Consider the following 24,864-nt stretch of genomic DNA (forward strand, 5'->3'; position numbering starts at 1 on the left):
GTGCATTGCTGCAGGGGCGCCCTTGCTCCTGCGCGCGCGAGGTGCCAATCTGGCGCCATCATGAGCAAGCCCAGCGACAACCCCGCAGACCCGTTCAAAAAGGCCCTGGCCGAGGCCACCAAGACCATGGCCAATGACCCGGAGATGACCGTCACCTATTCGGTCGATCCTGCGGGCATGAACAAGGATGGCGTGCGGCTGCCGCAGGTCAGCCGCCGCATGACCCGCGACGAGGTGCTGCTGGCGCGCGGCACGGCGGATGCCTTTGCGTTGAAGCGCAAGTATCACAACGAGGCGACCTCGGCCCGCTATGCGCCCACCGGGGCCTTGGCGCGGGAAATCTACGACGCGATGGAAACCGCCCGGTGTGAGGCGGTGGGCGCGCGGGCGATGCCCGGCACCGCGACCAATATCGACGCCAAGATCGCCTGGGAGGCCGACCGCAAGGGCTATGGCCAGATCACCAGCGCCTCGGAGGCGCCGCTGCCGGTGGCGGCGGGTTATCTGGTGCGGTCCCTCGCCACGGGGCGCGATCTGCCGAAACCGGCCCAGCATGTGATGGACCTCTGGCGCGGCTTCATCGAAGAGCAGGCGGGCGGCACGCTGGACAACCTTGACCATGTGCTGGCCGATCAGGCGGCTTTTGCCCGGCTGGCGCGCAAGGTGATTTCCGACCTTGGCTATGGCGACCAGTTGGGCGACGACCCCGATCAGGACGATACCGAGGATGAGGCGGGCGAGGAACAGGCCGAAGACAGCCCGGAAAACGCTGGCTCCGAAGAGCAGGACTCGGATGAAACCGAAGCCAGCCCCGAGCAGACGCAGGAAGAGCAGCAAGACCAGTCGCAAGCGCAAGTCACGATGGAAGACAGCGCCGACATGGAGCAGGGCGATGAAACCGAACTGCCCGAAGGCGAGGCACCGCTGGAGCCGCCGCCCCCTGCCCCACATTCCGATGCCGACCCGTCCTATACCGTCTATACCACGGATTTCGATGAGGAAATCCGCGCCGAAGACCTTGCCGAACCGGCTGAGCTGGAACGGCTGCGCGCCTATCTGGACCAGCAGCTTGAGCCGCTGAAAGGTGCCGTCAGCCGTCTGGCCAACAAATTGCAGCGCCGTTTGCAGGCGCAGCAGAACCGGAGTTGGCTGTTCGATCTTGAGGAAGGCACGCTGGATGCGGGCCGTCTGGCGCGCGTGGTGGCCAACCCGACCACGCCGCTGTCGTTCAAGCAGGAGAAGGATACCGAGTTCCGCGATACCTGTGTGACGCTTCTCTTGGACAACTCCGGCTCGATGCGGGGCCGCCCGATTTCGATTGCCGCGATCTGCGCTGATGTGCTGGCGCGCACGCTGGAACGCTGTTCGGTGAAGGTGGAGATTCTGGGCTTCACCACCCGCGCCTGGAAGGGCGGGCAAAGCCGCGAGCGCTGGCTGGCGCAGGGCCGCCCGCAGCAGCCGGGCCGGCTGAACGACCTGCGACATATCATCTACAAGGGCGCCGATGCGCCCTGGCGGCGGGCGCGGCCCAATCTGGGGCTGATGATGAAAGAGGGCTTGCTGAAGGAAAACATCGACGGCGAGGCGCTGGAATGGGCCCACCGCCGGATGCTGGCCCGCCCCGAGGCGCGGCGCATCCTGATGGTGATTTCCGACGGGGCGCCGGTGGATGATTCGACGCTGTCGGTCAATCCGGCGAGCTTCCTTGAGAAGCACCTGCGCGACGTGATCGCCATGGTCGAGCGCAAGAAGGCGGTCGAACTGATCGCAATCGGCATCGGCCATGACGTGACGCGCTATTACAACCGCGCCGTGACGATCACCGATGTCGAGCAGCTTGCCGGGGCGATGACCGAGCAGCTTGCCAGCCTGTTCGAGGTGGACCCCAAGAAACGCGCCCGGGCGCTGGGGATGCGGCGGGCCGGGTAACGGGGAGCTGTCTGCCCCCCACGGCCTTCGGCCTCCCCCCGAGGATATTTTTGCCAAGATGAAGGGCCAGCCATGTTCCAGAGTTTCGACAGCCATGCCGATCCGGCGCAAGGTCCGGCCCGTCTGGCGGCGCTGCGCGCGCGGCTGGCAGCCGAGGGGCTGGCCGGCTTTCTGGTGCCGCGCGCCGATGTGCATCAGGGCGAATATGTCGCCGCCCGGGATGAGCGGCTGCAATGGCTGACCGGATTTACCGGCAGCGCGGGCTTCTGCATCGTGCTGCCGGGGGTGGCCGGGGTGTTCATCGACGGGCGCTATCGCACGCAGGTCAAGGGGCAGGTCGATCTGGCACATTTCACGCCGGTCCCCTGGCCCGAGGAACAGCCGGGGCCGTGGATCGTCGGGCATCTGGCGGCGGGGGTGGTGGGGTTCGATCCTTGGCTGCACAGCGCCGACGAGATCGCCCGGATCGAGGCGGCGCTGGAGGGCAGCGACGTGCGCCTGCGGGCCGGGGCCAACATGGTGGATGCGATCTGGCCGGATCAGCCGCCGCCGCCGATGGGCCGTGCCTTTGCCCATCCCGATGCGCTGGCGGGCGAAACCAGTGCCGCCAAGCGCGCCCGGCTGGCCGAGGGGCTGCGCGCGGCGGGTCAGGCGGCGGCGGTAATCACCCTGCCCGATTCGCTCTGCTGGCTCTTGAACATCCGTGGCGCCGATGTGCCGCGCAATCCGGTGCTGCATGGCTTTGCCGTGCTACGCGATGACGGGCGGGTGACCTTGTTCGCGGAAGCCGCAAAGTTCGATGCCGAAACCCGCGCCCATCTGGGCGAGCAGGTCACCCTGCGCCCGGTCGAAGCCTTTGTTCCGGCGCTGCGCACCCTGACCGGCCCGGTGCGGGTGGACCGCGCCACGGCGCCGCTGGCGGTCAGTCTGGAGCTGGAAGACGCCGGAATTGCGGTGGTCTGGGGCGATGATCCCTGCCGCCTGCCCAAGGCGTGCAAGACCGAAGCCGAGATTGCGGGGATGCGCACCGCCCATCTGCGCGACGGCGCCGCGATGGTGGAATTCCTCTGCTGGCTGGACCGGCAGCCCGAGGGCAGCCTGACCGAGATTTCGGTGGTCCGCGCGCTGGAAGGCTTCCGGCGGGCGACCAATGCGCTGCATGACATCAGCTTTGACACGATCAGCGGATCGGGGCCGAATGGCGCGATCATGCATTACCGGGTGACCGAAGAATCGAACCGCGCCGTGGGGCGGGACGAATTGCTTCTGGTGGATTCGGGGGCCCAGTATCTGGACGGCACGACCGATATCACCCGCACCATGGCGATCGGCGATCCGGGGCCGGAGGCGCGGCTGCAATATACCCGCGTGTTGCAGGGGTTGATTGCCATCAGCCGGGCGCGTTGGCCGCGCGGCCTTGCCGGGCGCGACCTTGACCCGCTGGCGCGTTTTGCGCTTTGGGTGGCGGGGCAGGATTTCGACCATGGCACCGGCCATGGCGTGGGCGCCTTCCTGTCGGTGCATGAGGGGCCGCAGCGCCTGAGCCGGATCAGCGAAGTGCCGCTGCGCCCGGGCATGATCCTGTCGAACGAGCCGGGCTATTACCGCGAGGGGGCCTTTGGTATCCGGCTGGAAAACCTGATCGTAGTGGAAGAGGCGGAAAAGATCGGCGACGGACGCGATCAACTGGCCTTCGAGACGCTGACCTTCGTACCCTTCGACCGGCGGCTGGTGCTGGTCGGGGAATTGTCAGGGGCCGAGCGGCGCTGGCTGAACGCCTATCACGCGGCGGTGCTGGAGAAGCTGGCCGGGCGGCTGTCGCCTGCGGCGCTGGACTGGTGCCGGGAGGCATGCGCAGAGATGTAGGATGGGCAATCTGCCCACCCTCTGATCGCCGGGATGGGCAGATTGCCCATCCTACGCGGCGGTTTTCCTGATGCGTTCGACCATCGCCCGCAGACCGTTGGAGCGTTGCGCGGAAAGGTGATCGTTCAGCCCCAGCCGCGCCAGTTCGGCGGCGGCATCGACCTTGGCCACCTCCCCCACCGGCACCCCGGAATAGAGCGCGTGCAGCACGGCGATCAGGCCGCGCACGATCATCGCATCAGAGTCGCCCTGAAAATCGAACCTGCCCCCCTCGACCACCGGCCGCAGCCAGACCTGGCTGGCGCAGCCATCGACCTTGTAGGCGGGCACCTTGAAGCTGTCGTCGAGGGGCGGCATCGCCTTGCCCAGTTCGATCACATGGCGATAGCGGTCTTCCCAGTCGTCCAGAAACTCGAACGTATCGGCGATGTCTTCAAAGGCGGGCGTGGCCATGGCAAACTCCGGTCTGTGCTGTCGCAGGTAATCCCGCCGCGGCCAAAGGTCCAGAGCGCGCGGCCTTTTCAAAGCGCGGCGCTTGCGCTACCCAAGGGGAAACCAGCCAAGGGACATCCCATGCGCCTGCCCCAGATCCTGATGCTGACTGCCGCCCTTGGCCTTGCCTCTTGCGGCATGGTGCGCAACAGCAAGCTCAACCCGGCCAATTGGTTCGGCAAATCGCAGGAGGTCACGGTTGCCGCAGAGCCGACCGAGAATCTCGATGCCAAGGGCCGGTCGCTCATCCGCAATGTGTTGAGCATGAAGGTGGAGCCCTATCAGGGCGGCGCCATCATCCGCGCCACGGGGCTGCCGCCGACCCAAGGCTGGTGGAAGGCCGATCTGGTGCCCTTGCCGCTGGACGAAAACGGCGTGCTGGTGCTGGAATTCCGGGTCTTCCCGCCGATCAAGCCCTGGCCGCAAGGCACCCAGCCGTCGCGCGAAATCACGGTGGCGCTGGCCCTGTCCGATATCAAGCTGGCCGATGTGCGCGAGATTGTCGTGCAGGGCGCCGAAAACGCGCGGTCAAGCCGGCGTTGAGAGGGCGGCGGCGATTGCCGCCACCAGCGCGGGCAGCGGCAGGGTGATATCCGCCGTCACCGCACCTTCATCGGCGCCGGGTGGCTCAAGCGCGGCGAACTGGCTGTCCAGCAGCGCGGGCGGCATGAAATGGCCGGGGCGCGATGCCATGCGGGCCGCGATCACCTCACGCGAACCGGCAAGATGCACAAAGCGGAGCGGCCCCCCGGCTTCGCTGCGCAGGATGTCGCGGTAGGCACGCTTCAGTGCAGAACAGCCAAGGATCAGCCGGGGCGTCCTGGCAAATTCTTGCCCGCAAAGCCGCAGCCAGGGCGCGCGGTCGGCATCGTCCAGCGGCTGGCCCGCTGCCATTTTCGCAATGTTTTCCGCAGGGTGCAGATCGTCACCATCGCGGTAGACGGCGCCCAGCACAGGCGCCAGCGCCGCCCCGACCGAGGATTTGCCGCAACCGGCCACCCCCATCAGCACAAGGCGCAAAGGGTCAGACCCGGACGACACGCACTTCGGTTCCCTTGGCCGACAGCGCGATTTCACCCCGGCAAAGCCGCAGTGCATCGTCGCCAAACGCCTCTGCCCGCCAGCCGCGCAGCGCATCGACATTCCGCTCGCCCGCGGCAATCGCGTCGAGGTCCGCGGCCGAGGCGATCAGCCGCGGCGCCACGCCAAGGCCCTCGGACTTGGCCTTGAGCAAGACGCGCAGAAGATCGGCCAGCGCCGGGTTCACCTGCAATTGTTCGCGGCTGGTGTCGGGTTTCGGCATATCCTCGGGCTTCATTTCCGAGCCGATCTTGATGGCCGCAAGGATGCCTTCGGCGATCTCGGTCTTGCGCCCCTCGCGCAAGAGCATCCGCGACCGGCTCAGCTCTTCCATATTCGCGGGCCGGGTCGAGGCGAGTTCCAGAAGGGCGTCATCCTTCATCACACGCGAACGCGGCACGTTCTGGGTCTGGGCGTAATCCTCGCGGAACTGCGCCAGCGCCTTGACGATGGCCAGAAAGCGGCCCGAGGAGGTGCGGGTCTTGATCCGCGTCCAAGCCTCTTCGGGATGCACGGTATAGGTGGCCGGATCGGTCAGCACCGCAAGCTCTTCTTCCACCCAGGGCTGGCGGCCGTTCTTGGCCAGTTGCCCCACCATCCATTCGTAGATCACCCGCAGATGGGTGACATCGGCGATGGCGTAATCCTTTTGCGCCTGACTGAGCGGGCGGCGCGACCAATCGGTAAAGCGGCTGGTCTTGTCGAGGTTCTCGCGGGCGATCTTCTTGACCAGCGTTTCGTAACCCACCTGCTCGCCAAAGCCGCAGACCATGGCGGCGACCTGCGTGTCAAACAGCGGATCAGGGAAAACCTTACCCTCGACGAAGAAAATCTCCAGATCCTGCCGCGCGGCGTGGAACACCTTGACCGTCGCCTTGTGGCGGAACAGGTCATAAAGCGGTTCCATCGACATGCCCTCGCCCTCGATCGGGTCGATCAGCACCGCCTCACCGTCCTTGCCGGGCAAGGCCATCTGGATCAGGCAGAGCTTGGACCAATAGGTCCGCTCGCGCAGGAACTCGGTGTCGATGGTGACATAGGGATGGGTTTTGGCCGCCTCGCAGAAGGTGGCGAGGTCTTCGGTCGTGGTGATCGTGCGCATCGGCGTCTTTCGCAAGGGCTCACGGGGGCATCCCGCCCTTTCGCTATAGGCGCCGGGGCGGGCCTTGAAAACCCTTATTGCAAAGGCGGGCGGGCGGTGTGGCCCGCCCGCCCCGGCATCAGACCAGTTCGGCCAGATCCTTGGCGTCAAAGCCGCGGGCGTCAGCCCCGCCTTCAAGGTGGCGGACCCATGCCGGGTCGCTGATCAGGGCGCGACCGACCGCGATCAGGTCAAACTCGCCCTTGGCCATGCGGCGGGTCAGCTTGTCGATCGGCGCAGCCTGCGCCCCCTGCCCGCCGAAAGCGGCAAAGAAATCGCCGCCAAGGCCGACCGAGCCGACGCTGATCGTCGCGGCGCCCGTCAGTTTCTTGGCCCAGCCGGCAAAGTTCAGCCCCTCTTCGCCGTCCAGTTCGGGGAATTCCGACTCCCAGAAGCGGCGCTGCGAGCAATGCAGGATATCCACCCCGGCCTCGACCAGCGGCAACAGCCACTGGGTCATCTCGGCGGGCGTGGCGGCAAGGCGGGAGGTGTATTCCTGCTGCTTCCACTGGCTGACCCGCAGGATCAGCGGGAAATCCGGGCCGATGGCGGCACGGGTGGCCTTGATGATCTCGGCGGCAAAGCGCGACCGCTCGGCAATCGTGGCGCCGCCCCAGCGGTCGGTCCGCAGATTGGTGCCCGACCAGAAGAACTGGTCGATCAGATAACCATGGGCACCGTGAATCTCAGCCACGTCAAAGCCCAGCCGCTTGGCATCGGCGGCGGCGCGGGCAAAGGCGGCGATGGTGTCGGCGATATCCTCTTCCGTCATTGCCGTGCCGCGCGGATCATCGGGGCCGACAAGGCCCGAGGGGCTTTCCACCGGCACCTCCGGCTCCCACCCCGCGCGGGTCGAGCCTGTGTGCCAGATTTGCGGCCCCATCTTGCCGCCCGCGCCATGAACGGCCTCGATCACGCCCTTCCAGCCCGCAAGCGCCGCTTCGCCGTGGAAGAACGGAATGCCGGGCAGATTGCGCGAAGACGGACGGTCCACCACCGTGCCTTCGGACAGGATCAGGCCGACCCCGCCTTCGGCCCGGCGGCGATAGTAATCGGCCTGCTTCTGCCCGGGAATGCCACCCTCGGCCATGCCACGGGTCATGGGCGCCATGACGATACGGTTCTTCAGCTCCAGCCCCTTGAGACGGAACGGGCGCAACAGGGTGTCGGTTGCTTCAGACATCGGGAACTCCTTTTCAAACGCCCGGCATAGGTATAATCTGTATACTTGGTGTCAATGAGGCACCTTTCGCACACCAGGTCACCCCGAGGTAACCGCATGAACGACATGACCCCCGATCTGGCCGCGCCCGACTTGCCCGCGCCAGTGGATGAAAGCTGCCGGTATGAGACGTTTTCGGCGGAATGCCCGGCGCGGCTGCTGTTCGACCAGATCGCCGACAAATGGTCGATGATGATTCTGACCGTGCTGGACGGCGAGCCGCAGCGGTTCAACGCCATCAAGCGGCGGCTGGAGGGGGTGTCGCAAAAATCGCTGACCCAGACCCTGCGGCGGCTGGAGCGCAACGGGCTGATCGAGCGGCGGGTGCTGCCCACCTCGCCCGTGGCGGTGGAATACCGGATGAGCGCGCTTGGCCGCACCCTGCTGCAACCGTTCCGCGCGCTTTATCGCTGGACCAAGACCCATATGCCCGAGGTCGAGGCCGCCCGGACCAGCTTTGACCGCACGAACGGACAGGGCTGATGCGCGCGCTCTGGATGGGGTTGGGGTTGGTGGCGGTGGCGCTGGGGGTGCTGGGCGTGGTGCTGCCGGTGCTGCCGACCACACCCTTCATGCTGTTGGCGGCGGGCTGTTTCGCCAAATCCTCGCCCCGGCTGCATGATTGGCTGGTCACGCACCGGATTTTCGGCCCGCCCCTGCGCAACTGGGCCGAGCGGGGGGCCATCGCCCCTGGTGCCAAACGGGGGGCGATGCTGGCCATGGCGGGGGTCTTTGCGGTGAGCCTTGTGCTGCGGGTGCCGCTTTGGGCGCTGGCGGTGCAGGGGCTGGCGATGGGCGGGGCGCTGACCTTCATCCTGACGCGCCCCTCATAGCAAGGGCGCTTAGGGCAGCAGAACCGGGGTCCGGTCACCCGCCGCAAAGCGGCGCAGCACCGCCGGATAAAGCCGATGTTCTTCAACCAGCACCCGTGCCGCCAGCGCATCGGCGGTATCGCCGGGCAGCACCGGCACCCGCGCCTGACCGAGCAGCGGCCCGGCGTCGAGTTCCGCCGTCACCTCATGCACGGTGCAGCCCGCCTCGGTATCGCCGGCGTCAAGCGCGCGCTGATGGGTGTGCAGGCCGGGGTATTTCGGCAGAAGCGAGGGGTGGATGTTCAGCATCCGCCCTTCGAAGCGGCGGATGAAACCGGGCGTCAGAATCCGCATGAACCCGGCAAGGCAGATGATGTCCGGCTCGGCCGCGAGCAGGGGTTTCAGCAGTTCCGCTTCAAATGCAGCGCGGTCGCGGCCAAAGGGGCGGTGATCGACCGCCGCCGTCGGCACGCCCAGCGCCGCAGCCTTGGCCAGACCACCCGCCATGGGATCATTCGACAGCACCAGAACCGGCCGCGCCGGATGGTCGCCCGCCATATCGCGCACCAAGGCCAGCATGTTCGACCCGCCCCCGGAAATCAGGAGCGCGACACGTTTCACAGCAGGCGGCCCTTGTAGACCACACCCTCACCCGCCACGACACGGCCAAGGCGGGTGACGGTCTCGCCTTCGGCGGTCAGCAGCGCCGCAATCTCGTCGGCCCGATCCTCGGCGACGACGGCGATCATGCCGATGCCGCAGTTGAAGGTCTTCAGCAGCTCCGCCTCGGCCATGTTGGCCGTGGTGGCCAGCCAGCGGAACACCGGCGGCAGCTCCCAGGACGAAAGATCAATCTCGCAGGCCAGCCCCTCGGGCAGCACGCGCGGCGGATTTTCGGTCAGACCGCCGCCGGTGATATGGGCCAGCGCATGAACGCCCCCGGCGCGCACGGCGGCAAGGCATTGCTTGACATAAAGCCGGGTCGGCGCCAGCAGGGCCGCGCCCAGCGTGCCCTCGGCAAAGGGGCAATCGGCGTCCCAGCCAAGGCCCGAAAGCTCCACAACCTTGCGGACGAAGGAATAGCCGTTGGAATGCACCCCGTTCGAGGCGAGGCCCAGCAGCACATCGCCTTCCTGCACGCCGGCGGGCAGTTCGCCGCCCCGCTCCATCGCGCCCACGGCGAAACCGGCAAGGTCAAAATCGCCGCCGTGATACATGCCGGGCATCTCTGCCGTCTCGCCGCCAATCAGGGCGCAGCCGGACGCCTCACACCCTGCGGCGATGCCGGTGATGATGCGGGTGGCCTGATCCAGTTCCAACTTGCCGGTAGCGAAATAGTCGAGGAACAGCAGCGGCTCGGCGCCCTGGCAGACCAGATCGTTGACGCACATCGCCACCAGATCGACGCCGATCGTATCGACATTGCCGGTGTCGATGGCGATGCGCAGCTTGGTGCCGACGCCATCAGTGGCCGCCACAAGGATCGGGTCGTTATAGCCCGCCGCCTTCAGATCGAAGAGCGCGCCAAAGCCGCCAAGCCCGCCCATGGTGCCGCTGCGGTTGGTGCGTTTGGCCGCCGGCTTGATCCGCTCGACCAGCGCATTGCCCGCGTCGATATCGACGCCCGCATCGGCATAGGTCAGCCCGTTATGCCCCTTGGTCCCGCCCGTCGCCATCTGCCCGCTCCTTGCCGCCCGCCTTGACGCAGCCCCCATACGACACAAGCCCGCGCCACGCAACAAAGCCCGAACAACAAAGCCCGGACAACATTGACAAGCCCGCCCCCGCCCCTATCTGCCATCAAAGCAATGCGGGAGTGAAAATGCAGGGCCCTGTCGTCGTGCTGGCCAATGCCGGGTCGGGCAAGAAGGACGCCGAGCGGATCGCGGCCCTGTTGCAACCCCTGCGCGACAGCGGCCTTGCGGTGGACCTGCGAATGATCCGCGATGGCCGCCGCATTCCGGCCGAGGCGCGACGGGCCCGTGACGGCGGCTTTGCCACGGTGATCGCGGCGGGCGGCGACGGCACGATCTGCGGCGTGGCGACCGAACTTGCCGGATCGGGCATCGCCATGGGTATCCTGCCCTTGGGCACCTTCAACTTCTTTGCCCGCAGCCTTGGCCTGCCCAACGATCCCGCCGGGGCGCTCGATGCGCTGCTGACAGGGGAACGGCGCGAGGTTTCGGCAGGCGAGGTGAACGGCAAACTGTTCCTCAACAATGCCAGTCTTGGCCTTTACCCCGCCCTCTTGGAGCGGCGTGAGGCGGCCTATGCCCGCTTTGGCCGCTCGCGCCTGTCGGCCTATTGGTCGGCGCTGCGGACACTGGCCACCTATGACCGCCCCTCACGGCTGCGGGTGACGGTGGACGGGCGCACCGACCATCACCGCAGCCCGGTGGTCTTCGTCGCCCATAACGCCTATCAGCTTGAACAATATGGAATGCAGGACGGGGTGGATCTGATCCGCCAGGGCAAGCTGGCCATTTATATCGCCCCCGAATTGCGGCGCTGGCAGCTTTTGACCTTTGCGCTGCGGATGTTCCTGCGGACCGCCCGGCCCTACCGCGATTTCACGCTGCAGGCCGGAACCGAGTTGGTGATCGAAACCCACGCCCGCCGCCGCACCATCGCGCGCGACGGCGAACGCGACCGAATGGCAGCCCCCTTTACCTTTCGCCGCCTGCCGGGCGCCCTGACCGTGATCGTTCCTGCCGAGGTGGGCACCGAAACCGAAGCGGCCTGATCCATGGTGCGGCTTCTCCACCTTTCTGACCTGCATTTCGGCCGCGAGCGGCCCGAATTGCTGGAGCCGCTGGTGGCGCTGGTCGGGCGGCTCTGCCCCGATGTCACGGTGATTTCCGGCGACCTGACCCAGCGCGCCCGCCCGGAGCAATTTGACGCGGCGGCGGCCCTGATCGCCCGGCTGCCGGGGCCTGTCCTCTCGGTGCCCGGCAACCATGACATGCCGCTGTGGAACCCGGTGGCACGGCTTTTGCGGCCCTTTGCCCGCTGGCGCGCGGCAGTGTCGCCCGAGCTGGAGCCGATGGTGAACCTTCCCGGTCTGCGGGTGATCGGGCTGAACACCGCCGATCCCCATGTCTGGCAGCGCGGGCTGATCCGGCCCGGCGCGCTTGCCCGCACCTGCGCCCGCCTGCGTGCGGCGGTGCCGGGGCAGTTGCGGGTGGTGGCGCTGCACCATCCGCTGCACCAGCCTGCCGCATCCGGCAAGACTCCGATGAAGGGCGCCGGCCCCGCCGCGCTGGCACTGGCCGAGGCGGGGGCCGATGTGATCCTCTGCGGCCATCTGCACCATTGGGCCGCAGCGCCCTATGCGTTGCGCGAAGGCGGGCGGGCCCTCCTCTGCGTGCAGGCGGGCACCACACTTTCCACACGGTTGCGCGGGCAGGAAAACGACCTGAACCTGATCACCCATGCGGCGGGCCGCATCAGCGTGACCCGCTATGCCGCCCGGGGCGACGCCACCACCTTCACCCCCGACCCTCCGGCCAGCTTCACCGATGGCGGGCTTGCCACCGGCTGGCAACTGCCGCTTGACCCTCCGGTCGCATCTGCTAGGCAACAGAAACCGGGCCTGTAGCTCAATGGTTAGAGCCGGACGCTCATAACGTCTTGGTTGGGGGTTCGAGTCCCTCCGGGCCTACCAATTCCCGCGACGCCGCGTTTGGCATGGCCTGCCTTGACATCCGGCCCGCCATGCCCCATTTGCCCCTCAGCCCTTCCATCCCGTGCCGCGTGAGCACAAGGGGATGCCGGGCGAGGTTCCCACCATCACGCAGGGGTGCCACTGTCGGCACGGCTTCTCCGTAACCGCGGGGGGCGAGGGTCGGCTTCCCTTTCGTATGGACATACCGATGACCACCTTCGCCGATCTCGGCCTTTCGCCCAAGCTGCTGAAAGCACTTGAGAAAACCAATCTTCAAACGCCCACGCCCATTCAGGCGCAGGCCATTCCCCATATCATGGAGGGCCGCGATCTGATGGGTCTGGCCCAGACCGGCACCGGCAAGACGGCGGCCTTTGGCCTGCCTCTCTTGCACCGTCTGCTGGACCTTGGCCATCCGCCGGGGCCGCGCAATGTGCGGGCGCTGATCCTGGCCCCCACGCGCGAGCTGACCACGCAGATCAAGGAAAACATTGAGGTTTTCACCAAAGGCACCGCCGTCAAGGTGCTGATGGTGGTGGGCGGCGCCTCGCTGCAACGCCAGTCGATGGCGCTGGCCAAGGGTGCCGATGTGCTGGTCGCCACCCCGGGCCGCCTGATCGACCTCTTGGAACGCGGCGATGTCAGCCTTGAGAAGTGTGGTTACCTCGTTCTGGACGAGGCGGACCATATGCTCGACATGGGCTTCATCCACTCGCTGCGCAAGATTGCCAAGCATATCCCGTTGAAACGGCAGACCCTTCTCTTCTCGGCCACCATGCCCAAGGATATCGAGGAGATTGCCGACACCTATCTGCGCAACGCCGTGCGCGTGCAGGTCGCCCCGCCCGGCAAGCCGGTGGAGCGGATCAGCCAGGGCGTGCATTACATCCCCAACGGCGACAAGGCCAAGCTGCTGGAAAGCTATCTGCTGAAACATCCGGGCGAACAGGCACTGGTCTTTCACCGCACCAAGCATGGTGCCGAAAAGCTGATGAAACTGCTTGATTCCTGGGGGTTCAAGGCCGGCTCGATCCATGGCAACAAAAGCCAGAATCAGCGCGACCGCACCCTGAGCGACTTCAAATCGGGCGCGCTGGATGTGCTGGTGGCCACCGATGTCGCCGCGCGCGGCATCGACATTCCGACGGTCCGCCATGTTTACAATCACGACCTGCCCAATGTGCCCGACAATTATGTCCACCGCATCGGCCGCACCGCGCGGGCGGGGGCCGACGGCTCTTCGGTCAGCTTCTGCGCCCCCGCCGAGATGGGCGAATTGCAGGCCATTGAAAAGCTGCTGAAAAAGCCGCTGCCGGTGATCGGTGGCGCGCCCTGGGCCGCCGATGCCATCGCTGCGGCCCCGAAGCCCGGCCAGAACCGCGGCCAGCGCCCGCAGGCGCGTGGTGGCCAGAAGGCCGGCTCGAAACCGCCGGTCAAGGCGCAGGGCGGCCGCCCTGGCGGCGCCCCGAAGGCGGCGCGTCCGCAGGGCGGCGGCCAGTCGCCGCACCGGGGCAGCAAGCCTGCCGCAGGGCGCCCGCGTTCGGCCTGATCAAAAAAGGGGCGGCAGATGCCGCCCCTTTTCTTTTGTGACAAACGCTTTGCGTCAACTGACCTCGTCTTCGAGGTTCAGCTTCATGTCCAGCAACACCTGTTGCAGCGCCAGCGTTTCGCGCAACAGCCGCTTGGCTTCGTTGACCGAAATCTTGCCGTCGCCGATCGCCTGATTGTATTCGCTCATCAGCATGGCAAAACGCTGCGCCAGCGCCACCACATCCTGATTGACACCCTTGGAGCTGGCGTTGTGCTTGGCCGCGTCATAAGACAGCGTGATGCCGCGCAGATCGGCCAGCGCCGAAGTGACATGCGGGAACCGCGCCCCCGCCTCTAGCGCAGCCACCACATCAATCGGCATGAAACGGTCGCCATGCTCGTCCGCGTCCGAGTAATAGCGCCCCAGCGTCGCCTTGGACTTGCCCGTCAACGCGCAAGCGGATTCGATGCCGACATCCTTGACCAATGCTTCGGTGTGTTTCTTCAGATAGCTCTCGATACTCATCGCAACCGATCCTGCCGCCCGAACAGGGAGGGCGGGGAAATCCCATAGAGTTTTCCCATTAATCCGATGGCAAGCCTTTGTCATTGATAAAGATGTTCCGGGCGACCGGACGTGTAGCGAGTAGTTGACCGGCGCCCCCAGCGTCGGTTTTGGGTGGGGGTCCGCCGTGCATCGTCCCGCAAGGGACAGGCCGGGCCGCAAGGTCCGGCGGTGCGGCGGGCCCGTCAACAGGTGATGAGTGCGCCCGGCGGCCAGGTGGCGGCGGGCAATTGTTGCGGTTTCAGACGGGTATCCGCCCCTGTCCCTTCGGGCCTTGTGCCGAAGCCATCACAGGGCGGGCCGCCCACCCGATCCGGGCGCCCCTCCCCTTGCGGGGGAAGGGGCGCTTCGGATAAGCGGGGCCATGGCCAAGCTCTATTTCAATTACTCGACCATGAATGCGGGCAAATCAACCCTGCTGCTGCAAGCCGCGCATAACTACCGCGAAGGCGGCATGGCGACGCTGCTGATCACCGCGCAGTTCGACAATCGCGCCGGCGAAGGCCGCATCGCCAGCCGCATCGGCATCGGCGAACCCGCCGACACCTTTGCCCCCGGCGAGGATATGTTCCTGAAATTGCAGGAACATCTGGCGAAGGCCCCGGTCGCCTGCGTCTTCATCGACGAGGCGCAATTCCTGTCAAAGGAGCAGGTCTGGCAATTGGCCCGCGCAGTGGATGACCTTGGCGTGCCGGTGATGTGCTATGGGCTGCGGGTGGATTTTCAGGGCAACCTGTTCCCCGGCTCGGCCGCCCTGCTGGCCTGGGCCGACGAAATGCGCGAGGTCCGCACCATCTGCCATTGCGGCAAGAAGGCGACCATGGTCATCCGCCGCGGCCCAGACGGGCAGGCGCTGAAAGACGGTGATCAGGTGCAGATCGGCGGCAATGAAACTTATGTCAGCCTCTGCCGCCGCCATTGGCGCGCAGCGGTCGCAGACCGCTGAAAGAAGAACTTTCGCCGAAAATTCTTCGGCTCACCCCTCCTGCGCCCGCGCGCGCAGCGCGATCATCGTTCCAGCCGCCACGATCAGCGCCATGCCCACCCAGGCCAGCGCCCCCAGCGTCTGGCCCCAGATCACATAAGACCAAAAGGCCGAGGCCGGCAGGATCATGTATTCCAGCACAGAGGCCCGGCTGGCATCGGTGATTTGATAAGCCCGGATCATCATGCCCACCCCGATCAGCGAACCCGCCGCCTGCACGAAGGTCCAGAGCCAGAAGGCCCCGTCGGGCCAGACCGGGCCGCGCATCAGGAAATACTCCGCCCCCGCCGGAACCTCGGTCGGCCACAGCGTCAGCGCCGCCATCCCCAGCGCACCGATCACCCCCAGCGCCAGGAAGAACCCCGCCAGCAGTGTTTCGGCCCGTTCCTGCGCGCACCACTCACGGGTAGCGATATTGCCCATCGCGTACATCGCCCCGGCCAGAATCGGCAGCACCGCAGCAAGGGAGGCGCCCGACAGTGCCTCGGGGCCAAGGACCAGAATCACCCCGGCGAACCCCAGCAGCACAGCGAAAATCCGCACCGGGCCGATGGCATGGCCATAGGCAAAGCGCGAGATCAGCAGCACAAAGATCGGCGCCGTGAACAGCCCCGCCGCCACCAGCGCCACCGGCAGAAAGGCCAGCGCCCCGAAATAGATCACCATGGCCAGCCCATGGATGGTCGAACGCGCCACCACCGCCCGCAGGTTCACCGGGCGCAGCCGCAGGCCCAGCACCAGCGCGGCCAGCCCCAGCAAAACCATCGCCATGCAGGTCCGGGTGAAGTGGAACTGCCAGAGCCCGGCGCTTTCGGCGATCACGCGCACATAATTGTCGGTATAGCCGATCACCGTGGCATAGACAAAGATCAGGCCCGCCGCGGCCAGGGTGCGGTCTTGTGTCACGCTCACACTATCTTCCTTCGTTTCCCGGCTTCCCATCTGCCCCGGGCGGCGGCAGACTGCGCGCCGGAAAGCGACATATCACCAAGGGTTTCCGGGGAGGGCATCAGATGGGTTGGCTGGCAGACGAAACCGGGCTTGAGAAATGCGCGGCGAACCATGTGGCCCTGACGCCGCTGTCGCATTTGCGGCGGGCGGCGGATGTCTTTGCCCACCGCACCGCGCTGGTCTGGAAGACCACCCGGCTGACCTATGCCGATTACGCGGGTGAAGTGAGCCGGCTTGCCTCGGCCCTGACAGCGCGGGGGATTGCGCCGGGCGATGTGGTGGCGACCCTCTTGCCCAATATCCCGCAACAGGCCATCGCCCATTTCGGAGTTCCGGCGGCCGGAGCGGTGCTGAACACCATCAACACAAGGCTGGATGTCGATACCGTCGCCTATATCTTCGGCCATGCCGGGGCAAAGATCGTGCTGGTCGATGCCGCGCTGATCCCCTTGGCCGAGGCTGCGCTGCGGCTGATGAAAGGCCCCCGCCCCGAAATCATCGAGGTGGTGGACCATGGCTTTACCGCCTCGGGCCATCATTCCACATGGGAGGAGTTGCTGGCCGAGGGCAATCCCGCCGCGGACTGGCTCCTGCCCGGGGATGAATGGGAAAGCCTTGCCATCAACTATACCTCGGGCACCACCGGGCGGCCCAAGGGCGTGGTCTATCACCACCGGGGCGCCTATCTGGCCACCATGGCCAGCGTGATCGGCTGGCGGATGCAGCTTTTCCCGGTCTACCTGACCATCGTGCCGCTGTTTCATTGCAACGGCTGGTGCCACACTTGGATGGTGCCGATGCTGGGCGGCACCGTGGTCTGCTGCCGCGATGTGACGGCGAAAGCCATCTATGACGCCATTGCCGACGAAGGCGTGACGCATTTCGGCGGCGCGCCGATCGTGCTGAACACGATGATCAACTGCAAGGCAGAGGACCGCCGCGCCTTTTCCCATATCGTCGAGGTCTTTACCGCAGGCGCCCCGCCCCCCGCCGCCACGCTGGCCGCGTTTGAGCCCTTGGGCTTCAACGTCACGCAGGTCTACGGGCTGACCGAAACCTATGGCCCGGCCACCGAATGCCTGTGGCAGACCGAATGGGACGGCATCACCGGCGATGACCGGGCCGCGCTCAAGGCCCGGACAGGGGTGGCGATGGCGGCGCTTGAAGGCGCCGAGGTGCAGGACAGCCACGGCAATCCGGTGCCGCGCGACGCCCACCATCTGGGCGAGATTGCCATGCGCGGCAATCTGGTGATGAAGGGCTATTACAAGAACCCCGATGCCACGCGCGAGGCGTTCAAGGGCGGCTGGTTCCGCACCGGCGACATCGCCTTTCAGCACCCCGACGGCTATCTGAAGATCACCGACCGCGCCAAGGACATCATCATTTCCGGCGGCGAGAACGTGTCTTCGGTCGAGGTGGAGGGCGCGCTGATGCATCACCCCGCCGTCAGCCTTTGTGCCGTGGTGGCCAAGCCGGATGAGAAATGGGGCGAGGTGCCTTGCGCCTTTGTCGAACTGAAGCCCGGTGCCACCGTGACCGAGGCCGAGCTGATCGCCCATTGCCGGGCGCGTCTGGCGGGTTTTGCCACGCCGAAACTGGTGGTTTTCGCCGATCTGCCCAAAACCTCCACCGGAAAGATCCAGAAGTTTGAATTGCGGGCAGTGGCAAAACTGCTCTGACCCGTCATTGTGGCGGCGGCGCGGCTGGGATAACCTGCCGCGACAAACCGAGAAGAAGGCAGGGGAATGCCGCCCAAGACGGCGCTTCGCAAGTATCAGCGGCTGGAAAGCCCGGGGCTCTGGCGTGAGACCGAACAATCTCAGCGGCGTGAGGTTGTGGTGGGTCTGCGCGAGGCCACGCTGGTCCTGTCGGACCCGCGCAGCGAAATGGCGCTGTCGCAATGGTCGCTGCCCGCGGTTGAGCGGCTGAACCCCGGCGAAAGCCCTGCCCTTTATGCCCCCGGCCCCGAAACCGGCGAATTGCTCGAGGTGGAAGACCGAGACATGATCGCGGCACTTGACACGCTGCACACCGTTCTGGAACGGCGCAAGCCGCATCCGGGGCGGCTGCGCAACGTGATCCTTGGCGGCTCGGCGCTTTTGGTGGTGGCGGTGGTGGTGTTCTGGCTGCCGGGGCAATTGGTGGGGCGGACGGCGGCGATGCTGCCCGCGCCAACCCGGGCCGATCTGGGGCTGGCGGCGCTGGCCGATCTTGGCCGGGTTACCGGGCAGCCCTGCCGCTCGGTGCCGGGGCGGCGGGCGGCGGCGACGCTGGCGGCGCGGCTCTTCCCCGCCAACCCGCCGCAGATCGAGATTCTGCGCGAGGGGCTGACCCGCCCCGCCAACCTGCCCGGCAATATCCTGCTGCTGCCCGCGCCGCTGGTGCAGGGCGCCGATGCGCCCGAAGTGGTGGCGGGCTATCTTCTGGCCGAGGCGCTGCGGGCCAGATCCTCTGACCCTGTGCTGCCCTTGTTGTCGCATATGGGGCTGGGGTCCACCCTGCGACTGCTGACGACCGGCGCGCCCGGAGCCGATGCGATGTCGGGCTATGGTGAACGTCTGGTGCGCCAGACAGACCCGCTCCCCCCGCTGCCGGACGAGGCGCTGCTCGCTGCCTTTGCCACGGCGCGGGTGCCGTCATCGCCCTATGCCTACAGCCTTGATGCCACAGGTGAAACCACATTGGGCCTGATCGAGGCTGACCCCTTTGCCACCACCCCGGCAGAGCGGGTTCTGAGCGACGAGACCTGGCTGGAACTGCAGGCAATCTGCACGCAGTAACGCAGAACGCCCGCCGTTTCCGGCGGGCGTCCTCAGGGTCTTGCCACGATTTCAGCGGATGAAGGCATCCCCGAACCCCGCCTTGCGGGCAACGGACAAGGCCGCCTTCGCTTCGGCGCCCGAGGCGAAAGGCCCCACCAGCACGATCTGCAATGCCTTGCCCTTCGCGGTGATGTTCGCCCGGGCCGTGGGCAACCCTGCCCCGCGCAGCCGCGCCGCTGCACCATCGGCATTCGCCTGCACGCCGAAACTGCCGACCTGCACATAGATCGCCCCCGCCGCCTTGACCGGGGCCTGCGGCACCTGTGCTTCGGGCACATTCTTGGCCGAATAGGTCACCAGAACCTGCTTGCGCTTGGCCGCCGGCTGATCCGCCACCAGTTTGGCCGGAACCTTGCGGGTCCAGACCTGATCCTGCGCGGCCCAACCCTCGGCCGTGCCCTTGCCGCGGTTGGGGTTCAGCCTGTCATCCTTCCAGGCCAGAACATAGCCTTCGGGGGCTGCGGGAACCGCCTCGGCGGCGACAACCACAGGGGCAGACTTCACCGCTACCGCCTTGCCAGTGGTCACGACAGGCTGTTGCCCACCTTTCAGGGCATCGCCGACCCGCCCCTGCGGATAGATCGGCGGGCGCCAGCCATCCAGCGTGCCATCGCCGCGGGTGCAGACCACCGCCGTTCCGCCACCGCTCAACCGCACCCGCTCGGCCACCGGGGCGGAGGTGTAGCAGCCGATCTTGCCGGGGCCCGGGCCAGCCGCAACCGCAACTTCGCTGCCCCGCGGCGCGGTATCGGTATAGGGCGCGGGCGCCGCAACCGTGGCAACGGGCGCTGGTTTCGGCGCCGCTTTCTTGACGACGGGCGCCGCGGCCACAACCGGCGCCGGCTTGGCCACAGGCACCACCTCTTCCGCCATCTCGATCACCGGCGCGGCGCCAAAGGTCGGCGGATAGCCGCAAAGCGCCTTGCGGTCGCGGCTGACGCGCGGAACCCAAGTGGTCTGCCCGCCATAGCCCGCCTTCAGAAAGATGCAGCCGCGATTGTCAACGAATTGCTGCCCCTTGTAATCCGCCGGAGGCAGATTTGCAGGGCCGCCCAGATCGGCAACAGATTGCGCCTGCACCAATGCAGACCCACAAACGGTTGCCAATACGGCAACCGCGACAAGGCGAAACGACATGACTACCCCCAAGTAGCTTGGGAAAAGCATGGCGCAGGATTGTTTCCGAGTAAAGGGCCAGATACCCCTATTTGGTGCCGAACATGCGGTCGCCCGCATCCCCTAGACCTGGAACAATATAACCATGGTCATTCAGGCAGTTATCCACAGCCGCGGTCACAATCGGAACATCCGGGTGCGTCTCTTTCATCCGCGCGATCCCCTCGGGAGCCGCCAACAGGCACAGGAACCGGATATTCTTCGCACCCGCCTGTTTCAAAAGCGAAATCGCCGCAACCGAGGAATTGCCGGTGGCCAGCATCGGATCGACCACGATCGACACCCGATCCTCCAGATGATCGGGCAATTTGCAGTAATACTGCACGGGTTGCAGCGTTTCGGGGTCGCGGTAAAGCCCGACGAACCCAACGCGCGCCGCCGGGATCAGTTCCAGAATGCCATCCAAGAGCCCGTTGCCCGCCCGCAGAATCGAGATCAGCGCCAGCTTCTTGCCCTCGATCGCGGGGGCGTCCATCGGCTGCAGCGGCGTTTCGATCCGCCGCGTGGTCATCGGCAGCTCGCGCGTCACCTCATAGGCCAGAAGCAGGCTGATTTCGCGCAAAAGCTTGCGGAACGAGGCGGTCGAAGTGTCCTTGTCGCGCATGATCGTCAGCTTGTGCTGCACCAGCGGATGGGAAACGACGGTCAGGTGGTCAAGCATCGGCGGCCTCCAGCTTTCGGGCGAGTTTCGCCTTGGTATCGGCGTCACAGAAAGCCGCGTCAAGCGAGGTCCGGGCAATGGTGGCAAACACCCCCTCATCCCAGTCGAACGCGCGGTTCAGCATGTCATATTCCCGCGCCATGGTCGTATGGAAGAACGGCGGATCGTCGGTGCTGACCGTCACCTTCACCCCCCGGTCGTAAAGCTGGCCGATGGGATGGGCGCGGAAGGTGGGATAGATCCCCAAGGCGACATTGGACCCCGGACAAACCTCAAGCACCACGCCACGCTCGGCAATCTCATCCACCAGCGCCAGGTCTTCGATGGCGCGCACGCCGTGCCCTATCCGCTCCACCCCCAGATCGCGGATCGCGGCCCGCACCGAGTCCGGCCCGCCCCATTCGCCGGCATGGGCGGTCAGCCGCAGCCCCGCCTCGCGGGCACAGTCGAAGGACCAGAGATAATCCTTCGGCGCCCCCACCTTCTCATCCCCGGCAATGCCGAACCCGGTGATGAAATCCCCCGCCGTTTCCGCCGCACAAAGGGCCGTCTCGCGCGCCTTTTCCGGGCCGAAATGCCGGATGCAGGTCACCACGCCGCGGAGGGTGATGCCCATGCTGCGCTCGGCCTCGTCCGCCGCCTCGCGGATCGCCAGCAGGTATTCGCGCCAAGCGCCCAGATCGCGCCCGCCACAGAAATCGGGCGACAGGAAGGTTTCGCTGTAGATCACGCCGCTTGCCGCACTTTCCTCAAGCACCGCCAGCGTCAGGCGGCGGAAATCCTCGGGGTTTTGCAAGGTGGTGCAGGCCGCCTCATATACCTTCAGGAAGTTCCAGAAATCGGTGAAACGATAGCTGCCGTCCTCATTGAAGATGCCGGAAATATCCAGCTTCTTATCCCGCGCCAACCCACGGATAAAGGCAGGCGGCGCACCGCCTTCCAGATGCAGATGCAACTCGATCTTCGGCAGTTTCTTCACGCCAGCCTCATCCTCTCTCCAAAAATATCCCGGGGGTCCGGGGGCTGGCCCCCGGTTCCGCCGCCGTCACAGGAACGACCGTCCGCCACCCTGCGCCGCCACCCCCAGATGCGCCGCGACACTTGCCGCCACATCGGTAAAGCCGCAAAGCCCGATCTCGCCCGCCCCCACCCCGGCGCAGATCACCGGCACCCGCTCGCGCGTGTGTTCGGTGCCGCGCCATGTCGGATCATTGCCGTGATCGGCGGTGAAAATCGCCAGATCGCCGGGTCGCAGTCGCGCCAGAAAGCCGCCTGCCCGTCCGTCGAACCATTCCAGCGCGCGGGCATAGCCCGCCACATCGCGCGGATGGCCGTAAAGGCTGTCAAACTCGACAAAGTTGGCAAAGGTCAAGGAACCCTCCTCTACCTCGTCCGCAAGCCGGTCGAGATGTCCGAAAAGGTCAAGGTCGCTTTTGCCCTTCCACAGCTTGCCGATGCCCTGCATCGAGAAGATATCGCCGATCTTGCCAATGGCATGGGTCGCCCGCCCGGCCCCCGCCACCCAATCCAGCAGCGTCGGCGCCGGGGGAGCGATGGCAAAGTCGCGGCGGTTGGCGGTGCGGCGGAAATCGCCCGGCACGCCGGTAAAGGGCCGCGCAATCACCCGCCCCACCTTCATCGCATGAAGATGCGGTGCCAGATCGGCGCAGAGCTTCAACAGCCGCTCCAGCCCGAAGGCTTCTTCATGCGCGGCAATCTGGAACACCGAATCCGCCGAGGTATAGCAGATCGGCCAGCCGGTCTTCAGATGCGCCTCGCAATGCTCGGCGATGATCGGCACGCCCGAGGCATGGCAATTGCCCAAAATGCCATCCGTTCCGGCCAGTTGGCAGACCAGCGCCACCAGATCGTCGGGAAAGGCGGGCACGGTGTCGGGGAAATAGGCCCAGTCCCATGGCACCGGCACCCCGGCCAGTTCCCAATGGCCCGAGGGCGTGTCCTTGCCCCGGCTCACCTCACTCGCGGCGCCCCAGCGGCCGGTGGGACGTGCGTGCAAACCGGGTGTCGGCGCGCCCGAGGCCAGCGCAATCGCCGCCCCCAGCCCCAGACCATCCAGCACCGGCATCTGCAAAGGCCCGCTGCGGCCCTGATCGGCACGCCCCGCAGCACAGGCTTGGGCGATATGGCCAAGGGTATTCGCCCCCTCATCGCCGAAGGCCGCCGCATCGGGTGCGCCGCCGCAGCCGACCGAATCCATCACGATCAGAAAGGCGCGGGGCATCAGGCAATCCTCTTCAATATCAACGGCACATCGGGCGGTGCTGCATCCTGCAACAGATAGGCCGCCTGCACCGCACGCACAGCCGCTTCGGCCTGCGCCGGGGTCGCGGCGTGGATCATGCAGAGCGGGTCACCGGCGCCAATCTCATCGCCAATCCCGGCCAGATCGGACAGCCCGACCGAGGGGTTCACCCGATCCCCCTCGCGCTGCCGCCCACCGCCCAGATCAACCACCGCAAGGCCCAGCGCCCGCCCGTCGATCGCCCCGACATGTCCGGCGCGGGGGCTGGGCACCTCGACCACCACCGGCGCCGCGGGCAGCCGGTCGGCCCAGCGTTCGACAAAATCGGCAGGCCCGCCCTGCGCCGCCACCATCCGCCCGAACCATTCCGCCGCCGCCCCCGATTCCAGCGCCTGCGCGATGCGCCCCGCGCCATCCGCCGGGTCCGCCGCCAGCCCGCCCAAGGCCAACGCCTCTCCCCCCAGCGCCGCGGTAATGTCCCAGAGCGCGGGATTGACCGAGGTGCCCGTCAGCGTCTCCATCGTCTCAATCACCTCAAGCGCATTGCCGGCGGCAGTGGCCAGCGGCTGCGTCATGTCGGTGATCAGCGCCGTCGTCATGCAGCCCGCGCCCTGCGCCGTCGAAACCAGCGCCCGCGCCAGCGCCTCGGCCCCGTCCAGCGTCGCCATGAAGGCGCCCGAGCCGCATTTGACATCCAGCACCAGTGCCTCAAGCCCCGCCGCCAGCTTTTTCGACAGGATCGAGGCGGTGATCAGATCAATCGACTCAACCGTGCCCGAGACGTCGCGGATGGCGTAAAGGCGGCGGTCCGCCGGGGCAATCTCGGCACTTGCCGAAACGATGGCGCAGCGGATCTGCGCCAGTTGGGTGCGCAACTGCTCCTCGCCCATTGCGGTGCGAAAGCCCGGGATCGCCTCAAGCTTGTCCAGCGTGCCGCCGGTATGGCCAAGGCCACGCCCCGAGATCATCGGCACATAGGCGCCGCAGGCCGCCAGCGCGGGCGCCAGCAGCAAGGACACACAATCGCCGATCCCACCCGTCGAATGCTTGTCCAAGACCGGCCCCGGCATGTCCCATTCCAGCACATGGCCCGAATCGCGCATCCCCCGGGTCAGCGCCACCCGCCCCTCTTCGCCCAAGCCCTTCAGCAGCACCGCCATGGCAAAGGCCCCGGCCTGTGCATCGCTGACGCCGCCATCCGCCAGCCCCGCGGCAAACCAGCGCAGCTCCTCAACCGAGGGCGTCTGGCCGTCGCGCAGCCGCGTGATGATGGCGCGGGCGTCCATCAGGTGCGGTCCATATGGGCGGCGGTGAAGAGGCCGGGCAGCAGTTCGGCCACGGTCATCACCTTTTGCGCGCCATCGGTGGTGCAAAGCGTCACCTGCACCTCGGGCGCGGCAAATTCCGCCAGTTTCTGGCGGCAGCCACCGCAGGGCGGCACGGGTGAAGGGCTGTCGGCAATCACGCAAACCTCGGCAATCACGGTATCGCCGGCGGCAATCATCGCGGCAATGGCGCCCGCTTCGGCGCAGGTGCCTTCGGGATAGGCGACGTTTTCCACATTGCAGCCCTGATAGACCACCCCCGAGGCGGCGCGGATCGCCGCCCCCACCTTGAAGCGGGAATAGGGCGCATAGGCCCGCAGGCGGACATCGGTGGCAGCTTGCAACAGCGTCATATCGCTCTCCGGTCTTGACCATCT

At 66.5% G+C, this 24,864-nt stretch carries 25 protein-coding genes and 1 tRNA gene; 12 read left to right on the forward strand and 14 right to left on the reverse strand.

Features of this window, described 5'->3' with window-relative positions:
- The first annotated feature begins 60 nt into the window (after positions 1 to 60).
- Positions 61 to 1,929 (forward strand): cobaltochelatase subunit CobT, encoded by a 1,869-nt coding sequence (cobT, locus tag HS053_RS05805; protein WP_174210269.1) that lies wholly within the window; start codon positions 61 to 63, stop codon positions 1,927 to 1,929.
- 72 nt (positions 1,930 to 2,001) lie between these two features.
- Positions 2,002 to 3,795, forward strand: coding sequence for an aminopeptidase P family protein (locus tag HS053_RS05810; RefSeq protein WP_174210270.1), 1,794 nt, complete (start codon positions 2,002 to 2,004; stop codon positions 3,793 to 3,795).
- A gap of 51 nt (positions 3,796 to 3,846) precedes the next feature.
- Here HS053_RS05810 and HS053_RS05815 read toward each other — a convergent pair whose 3' ends face one another.
- Positions 3,847 to 4,248: a SufE family protein gene (locus HS053_RS05815; RefSeq protein WP_174210271.1), complete on the reverse strand. Its 402-nt coding sequence runs from the start codon at positions 4,246 to 4,248 to the stop codon at positions 3,847 to 3,849.
- A 120-nt stretch (positions 4,249 to 4,368) separates the two neighbouring features.
- Between HS053_RS05815 and HS053_RS05820 the strand changes: the two genes are divergently transcribed.
- Positions 4,369 to 4,830 (forward strand): hypothetical protein, encoded by a 462-nt coding sequence (locus tag HS053_RS05820; protein ID WP_174210272.1) that lies wholly within the window; start codon positions 4,369 to 4,371, stop codon positions 4,828 to 4,830.
- Here the strand turns inward: HS053_RS05820 and HS053_RS05825 are convergent.
- From HS053_RS05825 to HS053_RS05835, 3 genes are all read right to left on the reverse strand, one after another.
- On the reverse strand, positions 4,816 to 5,328 hold the full coding sequence (locus tag HS053_RS05825; RefSeq protein ID WP_347233299.1) for a gluconokinase: 513 nt from the start codon (positions 5,326 to 5,328) through the stop codon (positions 4,816 to 4,818). The two genes, HS053_RS05820 and HS053_RS05825, sit on opposite strands and share 15 nt — an antisense overlap.
- Positions 5,312 to 6,469: a ribonuclease D gene (gene rnd, locus HS053_RS05830; protein ID WP_174210273.1), complete on the reverse strand. Its 1,158-nt coding sequence runs from the start codon at positions 6,467 to 6,469 to the stop codon at positions 5,312 to 5,314. The genes HS053_RS05825 and rnd overlap by 17 nt, the downstream gene beginning before the upstream one ends.
- Positions 6,470 to 6,587: 118 nt before the next feature.
- Complete coding sequence (locus HS053_RS05835; RefSeq protein WP_174210274.1) at positions 6,588 to 7,691, reverse strand: NADH:flavin oxidoreductase; 1,104 nt, start codon at positions 7,689 to 7,691, stop codon at positions 6,588 to 6,590.
- A gap of 96 nt (positions 7,692 to 7,787) precedes the next feature.
- Here HS053_RS05835 and HS053_RS05840 point away from each other — a divergent pair, with 96 nt between their 5' ends.
- Entirely contained in the window at positions 7,788 to 8,213 is a 426-nt protein-coding gene (locus tag HS053_RS05840) for a winged helix-turn-helix transcriptional regulator (protein WP_174210275.1), read from the forward strand.
- Entirely contained in the window at positions 8,213 to 8,563 is a 351-nt protein-coding gene (locus HS053_RS05845) for a YbaN family protein (protein ID WP_174210276.1), read from the forward strand. The genes HS053_RS05840 and HS053_RS05845 overlap by 1 nt, the downstream gene beginning before the upstream one ends.
- Positions 8,564 to 8,572: 9 nt before the next feature.
- Here HS053_RS05845 and purN read toward each other — a convergent pair whose 3' ends face one another.
- Positions 8,573 to 9,163, reverse strand: a complete 591-nt coding sequence (gene purN / locus HS053_RS05850) for a phosphoribosylglycinamide formyltransferase (protein WP_174210277.1) — start codon at positions 9,161 to 9,163, stop codon at positions 8,573 to 8,575.
- Positions 9,160 to 10,218 carry a phosphoribosylformylglycinamidine cyclo-ligase gene (gene purM / locus HS053_RS05855; RefSeq protein WP_174210278.1) on the reverse strand — a complete coding sequence of 353 codons (1,059 nt, stop codon included), beginning with the start codon at positions 10,216 to 10,218 and terminating at the stop codon, positions 9,160 to 9,162. The genes purN and purM overlap by 4 nt, the downstream gene beginning before the upstream one ends.
- Positions 10,219 to 10,364: 146 nt before the next feature.
- Between purM and HS053_RS05860 the strand changes: the two genes are divergently transcribed.
- From HS053_RS05860 to HS053_RS05875, 4 genes are all read left to right on the forward strand, one after another.
- Complete coding sequence (locus HS053_RS05860) at positions 10,365 to 11,285, forward strand: diacylglycerol/lipid kinase family protein (RefSeq protein WP_174210279.1); 921 nt, start codon at positions 10,365 to 10,367, stop codon at positions 11,283 to 11,285.
- Positions 11,286 to 11,288: 3 nt separating this feature from the next.
- On the forward strand, positions 11,289 to 12,140 hold the full coding sequence (locus HS053_RS05865; RefSeq protein ID WP_174210280.1) for a metallophosphoesterase family protein: 852 nt from the start codon (positions 11,289 to 11,291) through the stop codon (positions 12,138 to 12,140).
- Positions 12,131 to 12,206: transfer RNA gene (locus tag HS053_RS05870), tRNA-Ile, on the forward strand. The genes HS053_RS05865 and HS053_RS05870 overlap by 10 nt, the downstream gene beginning before the upstream one ends.
- A 208-nt stretch (positions 12,207 to 12,414) precedes the next feature.
- A complete protein-coding gene (locus HS053_RS05875) occupies positions 12,415 to 13,755 on the forward strand; it encodes a DEAD/DEAH box helicase (RefSeq protein ID WP_174210281.1) in 1,341 nt (446 codons plus the stop codon).
- A gap of 54 nt (positions 13,756 to 13,809) precedes the next feature.
- Here the strand turns inward: HS053_RS05875 and HS053_RS05880 are convergent, their stop codons facing one another.
- Positions 13,810 to 14,262, reverse strand: coding sequence for a hypothetical protein (locus HS053_RS05880; protein ID WP_174210282.1), 453 nt, complete (start codon positions 14,260 to 14,262; stop codon positions 13,810 to 13,812).
- Between the two features lie 403 nt (positions 14,263 to 14,665).
- On the opposite strand from HS053_RS05880, the gene HS053_RS05885 reads away from it, so the two are divergent.
- Complete coding sequence (locus HS053_RS05885) at positions 14,666 to 15,247, forward strand: thymidine kinase (protein WP_174210283.1); 582 nt, start codon at positions 14,666 to 14,668, stop codon at positions 15,245 to 15,247.
- Between the two features lie 30 nt (positions 15,248 to 15,277).
- Here the strand turns inward: HS053_RS05885 and HS053_RS05890 are convergent, their stop codons facing one another.
- A complete protein-coding gene (locus tag HS053_RS05890) occupies positions 15,278 to 16,198 on the reverse strand; it encodes a DMT family transporter (RefSeq protein WP_347233300.1) in 921 nt (306 codons plus the stop codon).
- A gap of 101 nt (positions 16,199 to 16,299) precedes the next feature.
- On the opposite strand from HS053_RS05890, the gene HS053_RS05895 reads away from it, so the two are divergent.
- Positions 16,300 to 17,919, forward strand: a complete 1,620-nt coding sequence (locus tag HS053_RS05895) for an AMP-binding protein (RefSeq protein WP_174210285.1) — start codon at positions 16,300 to 16,302, stop codon at positions 17,917 to 17,919.
- 66 nt (positions 17,920 to 17,985) lie between these two features.
- Positions 17,986 to 19,020: a hypothetical protein gene (locus HS053_RS05900; protein WP_174210286.1), complete on the forward strand. Its 1,035-nt coding sequence runs from the start codon at positions 17,986 to 17,988 to the stop codon at positions 19,018 to 19,020.
- A 51-nt stretch (positions 19,021 to 19,071) separates the two neighbouring features.
- On the opposite strand, the gene HS053_RS05905 is transcribed toward HS053_RS05900, so the two are convergent.
- The 6 genes from HS053_RS05905 to HS053_RS05930 all read right to left on the reverse strand — a co-directional run bounded on the left by HS053_RS05905 (position 19,072) and on the right by HS053_RS05930 (position 24,840).
- Positions 19,072 to 20,199, reverse strand: a complete 1,128-nt coding sequence (locus tag HS053_RS05905) for an SPOR domain-containing protein (protein WP_174210287.1) — start codon at positions 20,197 to 20,199, stop codon at positions 19,072 to 19,074.
- A gap of 67 nt (positions 20,200 to 20,266) precedes the next feature.
- Positions 20,267 to 20,899 (reverse strand): uracil phosphoribosyltransferase, encoded by a 633-nt coding sequence (gene upp, locus HS053_RS05910; RefSeq protein ID WP_174210288.1) that lies wholly within the window; start codon positions 20,897 to 20,899, stop codon positions 20,267 to 20,269.
- Positions 20,892 to 21,878: an adenosine deaminase gene (locus HS053_RS05915; RefSeq protein ID WP_174210289.1), complete on the reverse strand. Its 987-nt coding sequence runs from the start codon at positions 21,876 to 21,878 to the stop codon at positions 20,892 to 20,894. Before HS053_RS05915 ends, upp begins: the two co-directional genes overlap by 8 nt.
- Positions 21,879 to 21,944: 66 nt before the next feature.
- Entirely contained in the window at positions 21,945 to 23,141 is a 1,197-nt protein-coding gene (locus tag HS053_RS05920; RefSeq protein WP_174210290.1) for a phosphopentomutase, read from the reverse strand.
- A complete protein-coding gene (locus HS053_RS05925; protein WP_174210291.1) occupies positions 23,141 to 24,448 on the reverse strand; it encodes a thymidine phosphorylase in 1,308 nt (435 codons plus the stop codon). The genes HS053_RS05920 and HS053_RS05925 overlap by 1 nt, the downstream gene beginning before the upstream one ends.
- Positions 24,448 to 24,840, reverse strand: a complete 393-nt coding sequence (locus HS053_RS05930; RefSeq protein WP_174210292.1) for a cytidine deaminase — start codon at positions 24,838 to 24,840, stop codon at positions 24,448 to 24,450. Before HS053_RS05930 ends, HS053_RS05925 begins: the two co-directional genes overlap by 1 nt.
- Between the last annotated feature and the right edge of the window lie 24 nt (positions 24,841 to 24,864).

Origin of the sequence: Tabrizicola fusiformis, assembly GCF_013328815.1 — a bacterium.
Taxonomy (GTDB): Bacteria; Pseudomonadota; Alphaproteobacteria; order Rhodobacterales; family Rhodobacteraceae; genus Fuscibacter.

What these genes read in the sequence shown, in the direction of transcription:
- cobT (WP_174210269.1), top strand. Translation starts at nt 61, where the DNA reads ATGAGCAAGCCCAGCGACAACCCCGCAGACCCGTTCAAAAAGGCCCTG.
- HS053_RS05810 (WP_174210270.1), top strand. Translation starts at nt 2,002, where the DNA reads ATGTTCCAGAGTTTCGACAGCCATGCCGATCCGGCGCAAGGTCCGGCC.
- HS053_RS05815 (WP_174210271.1), bottom strand. Translation starts at nt 4,248, where the DNA reads ATGGCCACGCCCGCCTTTGAAGACATCGCCGATACGTTCGAGTTTCTG.
- HS053_RS05820 (WP_174210272.1), top strand. Translation starts at nt 4,369, where the DNA reads ATGCGCCTGCCCCAGATCCTGATGCTGACTGCCGCCCTTGGCCTTGCC.
- rnd (WP_174210273.1), bottom strand. Translation starts at nt 6,469, where the DNA reads ATGCGCACGATCACCACGACCGAAGACCTCGCCACCTTCTGCGAGGCG.
- HS053_RS05835 (WP_174210274.1), bottom strand. Translation starts at nt 7,691, where the DNA reads ATGTCTGAAGCAACCGACACCCTGTTGCGCCCGTTCCGTCTCAAGGGG.
- HS053_RS05840 (WP_174210275.1), top strand. Translation starts at nt 7,788, where the DNA reads ATGAACGACATGACCCCCGATCTGGCCGCGCCCGACTTGCCCGCGCCA.
- HS053_RS05845 (WP_174210276.1), top strand. Translation starts at nt 8,213, where the DNA reads ATGCGCGCGCTCTGGATGGGGTTGGGGTTGGTGGCGGTGGCGCTGGGG.
- purM (WP_174210278.1), bottom strand. Translation starts at nt 10,218, where the DNA reads ATGGCGACGGGCGGGACCAAGGGGCATAACGGGCTGACCTATGCCGAT.
- HS053_RS05860 (WP_174210279.1), top strand. Translation starts at nt 10,365, where the DNA reads ATGCAGGGCCCTGTCGTCGTGCTGGCCAATGCCGGGTCGGGCAAGAAG.
- HS053_RS05865 (WP_174210280.1), top strand. Translation starts at nt 11,289, where the DNA reads ATGGTGCGGCTTCTCCACCTTTCTGACCTGCATTTCGGCCGCGAGCGG.
- HS053_RS05875 (WP_174210281.1), top strand. Translation starts at nt 12,415, where the DNA reads ATGACCACCTTCGCCGATCTCGGCCTTTCGCCCAAGCTGCTGAAAGCA.
- HS053_RS05880 (WP_174210282.1), bottom strand. Translation starts at nt 14,262, where the DNA reads ATGAGTATCGAGAGCTATCTGAAGAAACACACCGAAGCATTGGTCAAG.
- HS053_RS05885 (WP_174210283.1), top strand. Translation starts at nt 14,666, where the DNA reads ATGGCCAAGCTCTATTTCAATTACTCGACCATGAATGCGGGCAAATCA.
- HS053_RS05895 (WP_174210285.1), top strand. Translation starts at nt 16,300, where the DNA reads ATGGGTTGGCTGGCAGACGAAACCGGGCTTGAGAAATGCGCGGCGAAC.
- HS053_RS05900 (WP_174210286.1), top strand. Translation starts at nt 17,986, where the DNA reads ATGCCGCCCAAGACGGCGCTTCGCAAGTATCAGCGGCTGGAAAGCCCG.
- HS053_RS05905 (WP_174210287.1), bottom strand. Translation starts at nt 20,199, where the DNA reads ATGTCGTTTCGCCTTGTCGCGGTTGCCGTATTGGCAACCGTTTGTGGG.
- upp (WP_174210288.1), bottom strand. Translation starts at nt 20,899, where the DNA reads ATGCTTGACCACCTGACCGTCGTTTCCCATCCGCTGGTGCAGCACAAG.
- HS053_RS05920 (WP_174210290.1), bottom strand. Translation starts at nt 23,141, where the DNA reads ATGCCCCGCGCCTTTCTGATCGTGATGGATTCGGTCGGCTGCGGCGGC.
- HS053_RS05925 (WP_174210291.1), bottom strand. Translation starts at nt 24,448, where the DNA reads ATGGACGCCCGCGCCATCATCACGCGGCTGCGCGACGGCCAGACGCCC.
- HS053_RS05930 (WP_174210292.1), bottom strand. Translation starts at nt 24,840, where the DNA reads ATGACGCTGTTGCAAGCTGCCACCGATGTCCGCCTGCGGGCCTATGCG.